Source organism: Streptomyces monticola (genome assembly GCF_042665355.1).
Taxonomy (GTDB): Bacteria; Actinomycetota; Actinomycetes; order Streptomycetales; family Streptomycetaceae; genus Streptomyces; species Streptomyces monticola.
Genome location: NZ_JBHTCF010000003.1, coordinates 87,975 through 101,636, shown reverse-complemented (window position 1 = coordinate 101,636; position 13,662 = coordinate 87,975). Strand labels below are relative to the sequence as shown.

The following is a 13,662-nucleotide window of genomic DNA, read 5'->3' as shown; positions in this document are numbered from 1 at the left end:
CCGCTCGTAATACTCCGTTGCGAGCGGGTGCCAGGGCCCGGACAGTGGACCCATGACCGCGCCGAGCACCCCGGGCACCCCGCCACCGGGCCCGCCACCCTCGGGCCCGCCACCGAGCACGCCGTCACCGGGCAGCGCGCCGCCGCCCGGACTCACCGTGCGCCCGGCGGTGTTCGGCGACGCGCAGGCGGTGTGTGCGCTGATCAACGAGGTCGATCTGCTGGAAACCGGGCGCGCCGACACCGAACCGGCCGAGATCCAGGGTGACTTGAAGCATCCCGAGGTCGACCTGGAGCGCGACTCCTGGCTTCTGTACGACGGCGGCCGGCTGATCGCGTACGGCCTGGTGTGGGACGACTCGGGCGGCGAGCGCATCGACATGGACCACTACACGCTGCCCGGACACACTCAAGGCGTCCGCTACTTGTTCGACCTGATGGAGGCACGGGCGGGGGAGCGGGCGGCCGCCAACGGCGCGGCGCGGGCCGTCATCCATCTGCACCTCAACGCCGCACCCACCGTGGACCTGGACGTGCTGCGCGCCCGCGGCTGGCACCCGGTCCGCCGCTACAACGTGATGGACCGTCATATAGCGCCTGCCGACGACCCGTTGCCGCCGCCCCCGGCCGGTGTACGGCTGCGCACCTGCCTGGAAGAACCGGACCGCCGCCGCGCCCACGCCCTGCTCCAGGAGTCCTTCGCCGACCACTTCGACTTCCAGGCGCGCACCTACGAGCAGTGGCTGCACGACATCGACGGCGACCGTGTCGACTGGACACTGATCTGGATCGCCGCCGTGGCCGGACTCGGTGACGCCGCCGTCCTGCGGACGCACAACGACCGCCCCTCCATGGCCTGGATCAGCAACATCGGCGTGCTGCGCGAGGCCCGGGGCCGCGGCCTCGGCAGCTATCTGCTGCGGCACGCCTTCGGGCACCACGCGGCGCTCGGCCGCCACCGGATCGGTCTCGGCGTGGACACCGACAACAGCAGCGGCGCGCTCGCCCTGTACGAACGCCACGGCCTGACCCTCGACTACGCGGTCAGCACCTGGGAGTTGACCCGCCCCGTGTGACGGCGAGGGCGGGGGATGGGGGGACGGCGCCGGTCCTCAGTCCTTCGCCGGCCCCTGGAACGCCTTGTTCACACTGAGCAGCCCGCCGTCCACCCGCAGCGTCGTGCCCGTGATCCACGCCGCGTCCCGTGACGCGAGGAAGGCCACCGCTGCGGCGATGTCCTCGGGCTCACCGACCCGCCCCAGCGGATACAGGGCACTCACGGCGGCGAGTTGGTCCTCGCGCCCGGCCCAGGCGCCGGTGCGGACGGTGCCGGGGGCGACGAGATTGACGCGGACACCACGGGGTGCGGCGTGGTCGGCGAGCGTGCGGGTGAGCGAGGCGAGGCCCGCCTTGGCCGCGCTGTAGGCATGGTTGCTGAAGGACATCTCGCCGTTGACCGAGCCGACGCTCACGATGGCGCCGCGGCCCGAAGCGGCCAGATGCGGAAGTGCGGCGCGGGCGCACCGGAAGGCGCCGTTGAGGGTGATGTCGAGGTCGTGCTCCCAGACCTCGTCCGGCTCGTCCTCGAAGAGCGGGGTGTCGGGCGTGCAGGAGAAGGCGTTGTTCACGAGCACGTCGAGACAGCCGAAACGCTCCACGGCGTAGGCGACGGCCGCCTCCACCGCCGCGCGGGAAGCCACGTCGCACACCAGGCCCTCGGCTTCCGCGCCCCCGTCGCGCAGCTCGGCCGCCGTCCGTTCGGCCGCCGGGCCGTCCACATCGGTGAGCAGGACCCGCGCGCCCTCCTGCGCCAGCCGGCGGGCGGTGGCCGCGCCGATGCCGCGGGCCGCCCCGGTGATCAGTACCGCATGTCCTTCGAAGCGTCTCATCGCACCGAACGTAGTGGTCGTACGAGAAGTGGCGCCGGGCAATGCTGAAGAAGACGTACGACGCAGACGCCGCCCACGCTCACAGGCCGGACGCTCGGCAACAGGCCAGCCCCTCCGCGACAGGCCAGCCCCTCCGCGACAGGCCAGCCCCTCCGCGACAGGGCGGCCCCTCCGCGACAGGGCGGCCCCTCCGCGACAGGGCGGGCCCTCGGCAACAAGTCGGGCCCTCCGCAATAGGGCGGACCCTCGCTAAGGCGCGTCGTCGTCCTCCCAGGCGGACAGGTGGGCACGGACGTCGACGGCCACCTCGGGCAGGGGCCGCCCCAGGACGAAGGCGCGGGCCCGCATCCGGGCCAGGGCCTCCTCGATGGTGATCTCCAAGTGCTCGGCGAGCATGCCCACGGCCTGGTGGGTCGCGCCCCAGTGGGTGTCGAGGATGTCGGCGGGCTCCCAGGGCGGCAGCTCACCGTGGGACTGCGTGGCCTGGTAGACGTGCAGGAGTGCCATTCCCGCGGCACGCGCGGCCGCGAGCCCCTGCTGAACGGTCTCCTCGTCCGGTTCCAGCGGCTCAAGAAGCAGCAGATCGGTGGAGCCGACGGCGCGACGCGTGCCGAACTGCAGCGGGAACGCGTAGACCGCGCCGACCTCCGGCAGCTGCTCACGAGCGCTGATGCCGAACAGCGGCCAGCGGGACAGATCCCGGCTCATATCACCGACGATCACGGGGGAGTTGGTCTCCGCCGCAGTGACACACGGACCTTCGCCGAGGCCGAACTGCAGCTCTTCCAGCTTCAGGGCCGACGCGTCGGTGGCGCACAGCAGCTGACGGTGCGAGGTCTGCGTGAAGAGGGAGAGCGAGGCCCCGTCCACGGACAGCGCCTCGCACATGGCCCGGCACAGCCGCTGCGGCAGCTCGGCCGGATCACCCTCGGCAGCCTCGAGGACCGTCTGTGCGGCGGTGAATCCATCCACCATGAGGAGTGGACCCTCCTCTCGGCTCGTGCTCCGGGCACAAGCCGTGTATCCCGCCGCTGTCCAGGCAAACCGGGCCGCGCGAGGTCGGTGATGTCCGGTGCGTGGGCGGGTGATGTCAGGCCCGCGGGCCGGTGATGTTTGGTCCGCGAGCAGGGGGAGACGCGTTCCGGTGTCCCGGCCCTGGCCACGTCGTGGCGTCCCGCGCCGCCCGCCTTGCGGGCCCCTCAGGAGCGCGTCAGGGTCGAAGCACAGGACCCGAGGAGGAAGCCATGCCCATCGCGACGGTCAACCCGGCCACAGGCGAGAGGCTGCGGACATTCGATGCGCTGGGAGCCGCGGACGTCGAGCGGTGCGTGGCGGCGGCCGACGCCGCGTTCCAGACGTACCGCAGCACGTCCTACGCCGAGCGGAGCCGGCTCCTGAACCGCGCCGCGGACCTCCTCGACGAGGACACGCCGGACATCGCCCGCACCATGACCACCGAGATGGGCAAGCCCGTCAAGGCCGCCCGCGCGGAGGCGGCGAAGTGCGCCAAGACGATGCGGTGGTACGCGAAGCACGCCGAGGCCCTGCTCGCCGACGAGTCCCCCGACGCCGCCGACATCGAGGACGCCGGCGCCTCCCGGGCGTACGTCCGCTACCGCCCCCTCGGCCCGGTCCTCGCGGTGATGCCCTGGAACTTCCCGCTCTGGCAGGTGGTCCGCTTCGCCGCCCCCGCCCTGATGGCGGGCAACACCGCCCTCCTGAAGCACGCCTCCAACGTGCCGCAGACCGCCCTGTACCTGGAGGACCTCTTCCGCCGGGCCGGCTATCCGCAGGGCTGCTTCCAGACCCTGCTGATCGGCTCGGACGCCGTCGAGTCCCTCCTGCGCGACCGCCGGGTGGCCGCGGCCACCCTCACCGGCAGCGAGCCCGCGGGCCGCTCCGTGGCGTCGATCGCGGCCGACGAGATGAAGAAGACCGTCCTCGAACTGGGCGGCAGCGATCCCTATCTCGTCCTGCCGAGCGCCGACATCGAGCGGGCCGCCGCGACCGCGGTGACCGCCCGCGTCCAGAACGCCGGGCAGTCCTGTATCGCCGCCAAGCGCTTCATCGTCCACACGGACGTGTACGAGGAGTTCCGCGACCGCTTCGTCACGGGCATGCGCGGGCTCACGATCGGCGACCCGATGGAGGAGTCCACCGACGTGGGCCCGCTCTCCAGCGAACAGGGCCGCAGCGACCTGGAGGAACTCGTCGAGGACGCACTGAGCCAGGGCGCGACGGCACTGTGCGGCGGACAGCGGCCCAAGGACCTGGAGCGCGGCTGGTACTACGAGCCGACCGTGATCGCCGACGTCACCGACGCCATGCGGATCCACCGCGAGGAGACCTTCGGCCCCGTGGCCACCCTCTACCGCGTGGAGAGCCTCGACGAGGCCGTGACGCTCGCCAACGACACATCGTTCGGCCTGAGCTCGAACGTGTGGACCCGCAGCGACGAGGACGTGCGGCGGTGCGTGAGCGACCTGCAGGCGGGCGGTGTCTTCTTCAACGGCATGACGGCCTCCCACCCCGCGCTGCCCTTCGGCGGCGTCAAGCGGTCCGGCTACGGCCGGGAGCTGGCGGGCCACGGCATCAAGGAGTTCTGCAACGCCACGACCATCTGGCACGGCCCGGCCGACGGGAGCTGACGGGGCGGACAGACGCGCGCCCCGGCGCCCGGCCGCCAGGCCGGACACCGGGGCGGGGACCGTCGCCGCGGCCGGTCACCAGATGTGCACGCGCTCCTCGGGAGCGAGCCAGAGCCCGTCACCCTCCTTGGTGCCGAACGCCATGTGGAACTCGTCGAGATTGCGCACGATGTTGGCGCGGAACTCCGGCGGCGAGTGCGGGTCGATCGTGAGGTACTGCTGCTCCTGCTCCTTGCGCCGCTTGGTGCGCCAGCAGTACGCCCAGTTCATGAAGAGCCGCTGCGTACCGGTGAGGCCGCCGTGCTCGGGCAGCGGCTCACCGCCGAGGGAGATCAGGTACGCGGTGTGGCCGATGGTCAGGCCGCCCAGGTCACCGATGTTCTCGCCGACGGTGAGCGAGCCGTTGACGAACTCGCCCGGCAGATTGCGCGGCGAGAACGCGTCGTACTGCCTCACCAGAGCCTTGGACTTGGCCTCGAAGGCGCTCTTGTCGTCGGCCGTCCACCAGTCGTTGAGATTGCCCTGGCCGTCGTACTGCGCGCCCTGGTCGTCGAAGCCGTGCCCGATCTCGTGACCGATGACCGAGCCGATGCCGCCGTAGTTCTCGGCGGCGTCGGCGTCGGGGGAGAAGAACGGCTTCTGCAGGATGCCGGCGGGGAAGCAGATCTCGTTGGTGCCCGGGTTGTAGTACGCGTTGACGGTCTGCGGCAGCATCAGCCACTCGTCACGGTCGACCGGTGAACCGATCTTGGCGAGCTGCCGGTCGGACTCGAAGGCGGCCGCCGCGTGCGCGTTGCCGAGGAGATCGCCGGGGTCGGCCTCGAGCGCGGAGTAGTCCCGGAAGGTGTCCGGGTAGCCGATCTTGGGCCGGAACGTGGCGAGCTTCTCGTACGCCCGCTCCTTGGTCCCGTCGGTCATCCAGTCGAGACGGGCGATCGACTGCCGGTAGGCCTCCAGGAGGTTGTCGACCAGCTCGTCCATCATCGCCTTGGAGCTCGGCGGGAAGTGCCGCGCGACGTACTCCTTGCCCACGGCCTCGCCCATGGACCCCTCCACGAACGCGACGGCACGCTTCCAGCGCGGCCGCAGCTCGGGAGTGCCGTTGAGGATACGGCCGTAGAAGTCGAAGTTGTTCTGCACGAACTTGTCGTCCAGATACGGCGCACAGGACTGCAGGACCTGCACGAGCGCCCAGTCGCGCCACTGCTCGACCGGCGTCTCGGCCAGGACCGTGGACAGATGGGCGAGGTAGGACGGCTGGCGGACACAGGTCTGCGCGATGGTGGCGTCCGAACCGCCGAGCGCCGCCACATAGCCGTGCCAGTCGAACTCCGGGGCCAGCGCGACCAGATCGCCGAGGTCGGTGAGGTTGTACGTCTTCTGTACGTCCCGGGTCTCGGCGCGCTCCCAGTGGCCCTCGGCGAGGCGGGTCTCCAGGGCGAGCACGGACCGCGCGGCGGCCCCGGCCCCGGCGTGCTGGCCGAGGGTGAGCAGCTCGGTGAGGTAGCCCACGTACTTCTCACGGATCTCGGCGAACTTCTCGTCGCGGTAGTACGACTCGTCGGGCAGGCCGAGACCGCCCTGCACGATGTTGTAGAGGTAGCGGTCGGAATCACGGTCATCGGTGTCGATGTAGCTGCCGAAGAGCCCGGATCCGCCGATGCGCTCGAAGCGGCCGAGGAACGCCGCGAGCTCGCGGGTGTCCCGCAGGCCGAGGGCGGCGTCGATGAGGGGCCGCGCGGGGGCGAGCCCGTGCGCGGCGACGGCCGCCTCGTCCATGAACGAGGCGTACAGCGCGGCGATCTTCCGGGTGTCATCGGACACCGCGCCCTCCTCGGCCCCGGCCTCGGCCTGCGCCGTCAGGTCCTGGATGATCTCCCTGACCTGCTGCTCGGCCGTGTCGACCAGCTGCACGAAGGGGCCCCAGCTGGAGCGGTCGTCGGGGATCTTCTCGGTATCGAGCCAGCGGCCGTTCATATGGCCGAACAGGTCGTCCTGCGGCCGGATGTCAGGGTTCATGCCCGCACGGGCGTCGTCCAGAGTGCTCATCCCTGCACTTTAAGCCGGTACGTGGGCTGTATGCCGCCCCGGTGCGGGCCGCCCCTGAATCTCAGTCCCGGCCCGCCGCACCGCGGGCGTTCACGGGGTCGAAGGTGTCCCAGAACCGGCACTGGTGATCCGCGGCGAAGTCGGCCGACGCCACGGCGCCGGGCACGAAGCGCAGGACACGGTCACCCGCTGCTCCCGCTGCTCCCGCTGCTCCCGCCGCTCCGGGGGTCGCCTTCGGCATCGACGGCCAGTGCGGGGCCCCGTCGTGATTCGGGTTGCCGGTGTGGGCGAACCGCGTCCAGTAGCCGGTCAGCTGCCGGGACAGCTCCCGCTGCGGCCCGCCCCGCAGCAGATCCACGCCGTGCAGATCGAACAGCGACGGCAGCTCGGTGGCGTGGGCCGCGCCCTGCGGGACCTCGGGAACGCGCAACTGGTTGACGTCAGGGGCGTCCGGGTCGGCGAACTCGTACGGGTACACCGTCGTATGCGCGGCGAACTGCCGGTTGCCCGCCAGCGTCCGGCAGGCCCAGGACCGGTCCGTCGTCACCGTCGCCCAGGCAAGGCCCGCCGAGGGGTACTTCGACAGCGGGTACCGGGCCCCGACCTCGTCCGCCCTGTCCCCGAAGGCACGCCGCAGGAGCTCCGGGTAGGTCCGTGCCGTGATCAGCTTCGGGTCGAACGCCATGGCTCCGGCCACGAACGAACGCGCCTCGTCATGGTTGCCGCCGGAGATCACCGGCACCTTGGCGAACGCGCCCGTACGCAGCGCGGTGGCCGGATGCACCGGCAGCAGAGCGGTGCCGTGGGCGAGATGATCGGCGAACTGCTGTGTCTTCGGCAGCAGTTCGGCGACCGGCTTGGACCGCAGACAGGCCAGCTCCTCGCCCTCGGCGCACCCCAGCTCCCTGGCGGCCGCGAGCCCGTCGCCCTGCCCGCGCCGCAGCGGAACGTAGGGCGAGTGGGCCGGTGCGCCGGGGAACAGTCCGCCGGTGGGCCAGTCCAGACGGCAGGAGCCCGAGGAGATGACCGCCTTGTCGACGAGGCCTTCCGCCGCGGGCGACGTCAGCAGGGCACACGCGGACATGGCGCCGGCGGACTGGCCGAACACCGTGAGGTTGTCCGGGTCGCCCCCGAACGCTGCGGCGTTGCGCCGGGCCCACTTCAGGGTCGCGATCTGGTCGGCGAACCCGAAGTTGCCCGACCCCGGCAGACCGGGAAGCCCCAGATAGCCGAGGATCCCGAGGCGGTAGTTGACCGTGACGACGATGACGTCGCCCTGCTCGGCCATCCGCTCGGCGTTGTAGTCGCTGCCGCTGTCCCGGGTGAAGCCGCCGCCGTGCCACCACACCATCACCGGCAGCTTGGTGCCCGGCGCCTGTCTGCGCGGTGTCGTCACATCGAGAAAGAGACAGTCCTCGTTCGTCGACGGCTTCGCGCCCGGGGTGCTCTGCGGGCACTTGCTGCCGGACGCGGTCGCCTCGCGGACGCCGTCCCAGGGCTCCGGCGGCTGTGGCGGCGCCCAGCGCAGGGCACCGGTCGGCGGTTTCGCGTAGGGAACACCGAGGAACCGGCGGGCTTTGCCGGTGGCGACGCCGTGCAGCCGGCCGGAGTCGACGCGGACCGTCAGCGGCGCATCCGCGGGCCGCTCCCGCGCCGGCACCGCCGAGGAGGCGGTCGCGCAACCGGTCATGAGGAGAAGCGCGAGGACCGCGGCGGCGTACCTGGCTGTCGTGTTCACCCCGACACCGTCGGCGCCGCGCCCCCCGGGGCCGGGTCGACACGCCGTCCGGGCCCTCGAAGGGGCGAGCGCTCCTGGGTATCCGGGCGGGGTGTCCAGAATGCGTCCAGGAATCAACAGCGCAATATGTCACGGGAGTTGAGAGGATTGAACGGGCCATCAGTTGGTACTCACCTTTTGTGGGAACTCCAACTCCGGGATATGGCAACTCCAACTCCGGGATACCTGTGATGGCGGCGCCGCCGGCCCGGCCGACGCGGCCGACCACGAAGGAGACCGAGGCGGGACCGCTCGTTTCGCCGGTCAACTCGCACAATGAGTGGGACCCCCTGGAGGAGGTCGTCGTCGGGCGCCTGGACGGCGCGACGATTCCCTCCAGCCATCCGGTCGTGACCTGCAATATCCCGCCCTGGGCGGCGCGGCTGCAGGGGCTCGCCACCGGCCTTCGGTATCCGCGCAGGGTGATCGAGCCGGCCCAGCGCGAACTCGACGGATTCATCGGCCTCCTGCGGTCGCTCGGCATCACGGTCACACGCCCCGAGCCGGCCGAGCACCGGCAGCGTTTCAGCACCCCGGACTGGTCGTCACGGGGTTTCTGCAACACCTGCCCGCGGGACAGCATGCTCGTGATCGGCGACGAGATCATCGAAACGCCGATGGCATGGCCGTGCCGGTATTTCGAGACGCACTCCTATCGCCCGCTCCTGAAGGACTACTTCCGGCGTGGCGCCCGCTGGACGTCGGCACCGAAACCCCAGCTCACCGACGCGCTGTTCGAGAAGGATTTCCGTGTCCCCGAGGACGGCGAGCCCATGCGCTACGTCCTCACCGAGTTCGAGCCGGTATTCGACGCGGCGGATTTCGTACGCGCGGGACGCGACCTGTTCGTCACGCGGAGCAACGTCACCAACCGTATGGGTATCGAGTGGCTGCGCCGCCATCTCGGACGCGGCTATCGCATCCACGAGATCGAGAGCCGTTGCCGTACGCCGATGCACATCGACACGACTTTCGTCCTCCTAGCGCCCGGCAAGGTTCTGGTCAACCCGGAATACATCGACGTCGACCGCCTGCCTCAGGTCCTTGACTCCTGGGACGTACTGATCGCCCCCGAGCCCACTCCCATCGACGAGCGCCTGCTCAAGCTGACCTCGTTGTGCGGCAAGTGGCTCAGCATGAACATCCTGATGATCGACGAAACCCGGGTGATCGCGGAGCGGCACCACACCAACATGCTCCGGGCGCTGGAGAGTTGGGGTTTCGAACCGATCCCGTGCGACCTGCTGCACTACGCGCCTTTCGGTGGCTCGTTCCACTGCGCGACGCTCGACATCAGGCGTCGCGGCCCGCTCGAGTCGTACTTCCCGTGATCCGGCCTCCCGTGATCCGACCGGTTTCCCCGCCTTTCCCCGGACCTGACCGGCCCCCGTTCGCGGCCCCCGCTCCCGCTCCCGCGCCGCGGCCACCGCACCGCCCCGCCGGCGGTGTCAAGGGTGCGTGGAGCCGTCGGGTCCGAAGAAATCTCGGAGCCGAAAGCCACTGGCCAGGACCGCTCTTGCCGTCGTGAGCCCTTGTGTATACGAAAGGGGGTGGCATGGATCCGCCGATCCTGGATAGCGATCGGAGCAACCCAAGTGGCTCCGGCAGGCAGGGGTGGAGCCGGAGCCGACGTCAGAGCGCGATTCCCACCATGGAAGGGTTCCCCACCATCGTGCAATCGGTCCAAGAGTTCGGAGACAACCCCGTCGAGGTTCGCGAAACCGGGCACTACACAGAGGAGTACATACCCAGCTTCGTCGAGAAGTGGGACTCGCTCATCGATTGGGGGAAGAGGGCGGAGAGCGAGGGCACCTTCTTTATCGACCTGCTGCGCAAACGCGGAGTGAAAAGCGTGCTCGATGTGGCAACGGGCACCGGCTTCCACTCGGTGGGTCTCCTGGCGGCGGGATTCGAAACCGTCAGTGCCGACGGCAGCGCGGACATGCTGGCCATGGCCTTCGAGAACGGCATGGCACGGGGCGGTCACATCATGCGCGTCGTCCAGGCGGACTGGCGCTGGCTGAACCGGGATGTCCACGGTGAATACGACGCCATCGTCTGCCTCGGAAACTCCTTCACCCATCTCTTCTCGGAGCGAGACCGGCGCAAGGCACTTGCCGAGTTCTACGCGATGCTCAAGCACGACGGAATCCTCGTACTCGACCAGCGCAATTACGATGCGATTCTGGATGACGGCTACACGAGCAAGCACAGGTACTACTACTGCGGTGAAGATGTCACCGTGGAGCCGGAATACGTCGACGAGGGTCTGTGCCGTATGCGGTACGAATTCCCGGACGAGTCGATCTATCACCTCAACATGTTTCCGCTGCGGAAGGACTACACCCGGCGCCTCATGGCCGAGGTGGGATTCCAGCGGATTGACACCTACGGCGATTTCCAGCACACCTACCGCGGGGAACAGCCGGACTTCTTCGTGCATGTGGCGGAGAAGGAGTACCGCATCGAGGACGAGGAGGATACGCAGTACAGCGGCGCGGTCGGTACCGCCCGCAGCTACTACAACTCCTCCGACGCCGACACCTTCTACTCCACGGTGTGGGGCGGCGAGGACATCCACATCGGTCTCTACGAGCGGCCCGGCGAGCCCATCGCCGACGCCAGCCGCCGTACGGTCGAGCGGATGGCGGGCAAGCTCGACCTGACCGCGGAATCGGTCGTCGTCGACCTCGGCTCGGGATTCGGCGGCTCCGCCCGGCACCTGGCCGAGGCATACGGCTGCCGGGTGTTCGCCCTCAACCTCAGCGAAGTGGAGAACCGACGCCACCGGGAGCTCAACGCGGCGCGCGGGCTCAGCGACCGGATCGAGGTGGTGGACGGCTCCTTCGAGGACATCCCGTTCGCCGACGGCAAGGCCGATGTGGTCTGGTCCCAGGACGCCTTCCTGCACAGCGGCAACCGGGTGCGGGTCCTGGAGGAGGCCGCGCGGGTGCTGAAGCCCGGCGGCCGGCTGATCTTCACCGACCCGATGGCGGCGGACGGCTGCGATCCCGCGGTGCTGCAGCCGATCCTCGACCGCATCCACCTGGACGACATGGGCTCACCCGGCTTCTACACTGAAGCTCTCGCCCGGCTCGGCTTCACGCCCGCCGATCCCGCCGACGGCGGATTCGAAGAGCTCAGGGAGCACCTGGTGACCCACTACGCGCGGGTCCTCGAGGAGACCGAACACCAGGAGAGCAACGGCCTGGCCCGCAAGGTCAGTCACGACTACCTGATCCAGATGAAGAAGGGCCTCCGCCACTGGGTCGACGGCGGCCAGGACCGCCAACTCACCTGGGGCATCTTCCAGTTCGTACGCGACGGCAACAGCTGACCCCCGGCTGAGCCGCACGCCCCGGGGGCCGTTCGGGCCTCCGGGGCGCCGTCGTGCCGTCGCCTCGTCGCGAGTGTGGTGCAGGTCACACTGGTGGGTCGATGAGTGTCGTCGTCCTGCGCCGTCTACAGCTGTGACCGCCCCGCACGGGGGCGCGGACACGATGAGGTTGATGATGAGCGCGCACACCACCCCCGGATTCTCGTACACGATCACCCGCACACTGCAGGCCCCGGCCGACGCCGTCTGGGCCGCGTGGACGAACGCCGAGCAGTACGCCGAGTGGGCCTGGGCGAAGGAGGGTTCGGTTGAGATCGACGCCAGGACCGGCGGCGCATGGAAGTCCACGGTCGTCACCCCGGAAGGGGAATTCCCGCTGACCGGCAGCTACTTGGAGGTGGTGGACGGCGAACGCCTCGTCATGGGGATGGACATACCCGGCCGGGCCGAGCCCGAGGTCATGACCCTCACCCTCGACCGCCACGAGGGCGGCGGCACCGGCGTCACGGTCTCCCAGACCTGCGACACCGCGGAGGCGCGCGACCAGGCGGAGGAGGGCACGAACATGCTCCTCGACAGCCTGACGGAGTTCCTGGCCAAGCGCGTGTGACGGCGACGGGGCACCGTGGCGGGGAGCCGCGGCACGGCGGGGCGGCGGCGGTCCGCGCCGTGCCCGTGCGATCACCTAGGCTTCCACCCGGCATCGGCCCCGACCCAGGAGCGCACACTGTGTTCGACCTCGCACCGGAACACCCGTACCCCGACGGCCACCGTCCGGACGAGGCGCCCGCACCACACCCGCTCCTCGCGCCCGTGCTCGGCCTCCTGGGGGTCTGGCAGGGGCGAGGCGAGGGCGAGTACCCGACGATCGACGGGGACTTCACGTACGCACAAGAAGTCACCTTCAGCCATGACGGCCGCCCCTTCCTCCGCTACGAGGCGCGCGCCTGGCTGCTCGACGCCGACGACGCGCCGCTGCGCCCCTCGGCCCGGGAGAGCGGCTGGTGGCGGCTCCAGGCCGACGGCCGCGTGGAGGCGCTGATCACCCAGCCCACCGGCATCGCGGAGATCGCGGTCGGCCGGGCGGCCGAGGGCGCCGTCGACCTCTCCACCCACGAAGTGGCGCTCGCCCCGACGGCCAAGCAGGTCGACGCCACCCGCCGCCGCTACACCCTGGCCGAGGACGGAACCCTCACGTTCCTGCACGACCTCGCGGCGGTCGGTCAGCCGCTGCAGCACCATCTCGCGGCCCGGCTGCAACGCAAGCCCTAGCCGAGCCGCAAGGCCTAGACGGGCGGCAAGCCCCAGCCGAGCCGCAAGGCCTAGACGGGCGGCAAGCCCCAGCCGAGCCGCAAGGCCTAGACGGGCCGCCGGTCCGGCTGTTCGGCGGCAGGAGCGTCCGCGCCTGCCGCCGCCGCGCCGAGGTTCTGCGCTCCGCCTTCGATGGTCCACCCGCCGGCGAGGGGCATGAGGTCCCTGATGCGGACGCTCCTCAAGCCCTCGGGTGTGGGCAGGATGACCCGGATGTCCGGGTGGTAGTCGAAGAGCACCTGACGGTCGCGGCCGCACGGGTCGAAGACACCCCGGTCGCAGTTCCCCACGGCGACGATCGCCGAGAGCTCCCTGGCGCCGGACGCGCGCGCGTGGCCGAGCGCGACGAGCTCCGCGCAGGGGCCACCGGTGAAGTGGTAGACGTTGATGCCGCCGTAGATCCTGCCGTCGGCCGCTCTGACGGCTGCGCCCATGGTGTGTGCGCCGTCCTCCCCGTCGGTGTTCGCGTCGACAAGACGCTTGGCGAAGTCGATGAGTTCCAGGTCCTCGGATGTCAGTTCGCGACTCGGGATGTTCATGCGGCGCATGGTACGGCGCAGTCGAGCGGGTGGGATCGATGCCGGCCCGGTGCCCGTGCCGTTAAAGGCGTGCGGTGGCGGAAGAGGCGTAGTAGTGGTGGGGAGTCCGGAGA

11 protein-coding genes are annotated in these 13,662 nt (G+C 70.3%); 6 read left to right on the top strand and 5 right to left on the bottom strand.

Annotated elements, in window-relative coordinates; genetic code table 11:
• Positions 1-52: 52 nt before the first annotated feature.
• Positions 53-1,075, top strand: a complete 1,023-nt coding sequence (locus tag ACFQVC_RS08845) for a GNAT family N-acetyltransferase (RefSeq protein WP_381828580.1) — start codon at positions 53-55, stop codon at positions 1,073-1,075.
• A gap of 36 nt (positions 1,076-1,111) precedes the next feature.
• Here the strand turns inward: ACFQVC_RS08845 and ACFQVC_RS08840 are convergent, their stop codons facing one another.
• On the bottom strand, positions 1,112-1,888 hold the full coding sequence (locus ACFQVC_RS08840) for an SDR family NAD(P)-dependent oxidoreductase (protein ID WP_381828577.1): 777 nt from the start codon (positions 1,886-1,888) through the stop codon (positions 1,112-1,114).
• 249 nt (positions 1,889-2,137) lie between these two features.
• Positions 2,138-2,863, bottom strand: a complete 726-nt coding sequence (locus ACFQVC_RS08835; RefSeq protein ID WP_381828574.1) for a GAF domain-containing protein — start codon at positions 2,861-2,863, stop codon at positions 2,138-2,140.
• 269 nt (positions 2,864-3,132) lie between these two features.
• Between ACFQVC_RS08835 and ACFQVC_RS08830 the strand changes: the two genes are divergently transcribed.
• A complete protein-coding gene (locus ACFQVC_RS08830) occupies positions 3,133-4,536 on the top strand; it encodes an NADP-dependent succinic semialdehyde dehydrogenase (protein ID WP_381828571.1) in 1,404 nt (467 codons plus the stop codon).
• Positions 4,537-4,611: 75 nt separating this feature from the next.
• Here the strand turns inward: ACFQVC_RS08830 and ACFQVC_RS08825 are convergent, their stop codons facing one another.
• Both ACFQVC_RS08825 and ACFQVC_RS08820 read right to left on the bottom strand, forming a co-directional pair.
• Complete coding sequence (locus ACFQVC_RS08825; RefSeq protein WP_381828568.1) at positions 4,612-6,585, bottom strand: M13 family metallopeptidase; 1,974 nt, start codon at positions 6,583-6,585, stop codon at positions 4,612-4,614.
• 61 nt (positions 6,586-6,646) lie between these two features.
• Positions 6,647-8,323, bottom strand: coding sequence for a carboxylesterase/lipase family protein (locus tag ACFQVC_RS08820; RefSeq protein WP_381828565.1), 1,677 nt, complete (start codon positions 8,321-8,323; stop codon positions 6,647-6,649).
• Between the two features lie 230 nt (positions 8,324-8,553).
• Between ACFQVC_RS08820 and ACFQVC_RS08815 the strand changes: the two genes are divergently transcribed.
• The 4 genes from ACFQVC_RS08815 to ACFQVC_RS08800 all read left to right on the top strand — a co-directional run bounded on the left by ACFQVC_RS08815 (position 8,554) and on the right by ACFQVC_RS08800 (position 12,971).
• Positions 8,554-9,693: an amidinotransferase gene (locus tag ACFQVC_RS08815; RefSeq protein WP_381828562.1), complete on the top strand. Its 1,140-nt coding sequence runs from the start codon at positions 8,554-8,556 to the stop codon at positions 9,691-9,693.
• Positions 9,694-10,034: 341 nt separating this feature from the next.
• Entirely contained in the window at positions 10,035-11,699 is a 1,665-nt protein-coding gene (locus tag ACFQVC_RS08810; RefSeq protein ID WP_381828559.1) for a glycine/sarcosine N-methyltransferase, read from the top strand.
• Positions 11,700-11,871: 172 nt separating this feature from the next.
• Positions 11,872-12,309 carry an SRPBCC family protein gene (locus ACFQVC_RS08805; RefSeq protein ID WP_381828556.1) on the top strand — a complete coding sequence of 146 codons (438 nt, stop codon included), beginning with the start codon at positions 11,872-11,874 and terminating at the stop codon, positions 12,307-12,309.
• Positions 12,310-12,428: 119 nt separating this feature from the next.
• On the top strand, positions 12,429-12,971 hold the full coding sequence (locus ACFQVC_RS08800) for a heme-binding beta-barrel domain-containing protein (RefSeq protein WP_381828553.1): 543 nt from the start codon (positions 12,429-12,431) through the stop codon (positions 12,969-12,971).
• A gap of 86 nt (positions 12,972-13,057) precedes the next feature.
• On the opposite strand, the gene ACFQVC_RS08795 is transcribed toward ACFQVC_RS08800, so the two are convergent.
• A complete protein-coding gene (locus tag ACFQVC_RS08795) occupies positions 13,058-13,549 on the bottom strand; it encodes a cytidine deaminase family protein (protein WP_381828550.1) in 492 nt (163 codons plus the stop codon).
• Positions 13,550-13,662: the final 113 nt, after the last annotated feature.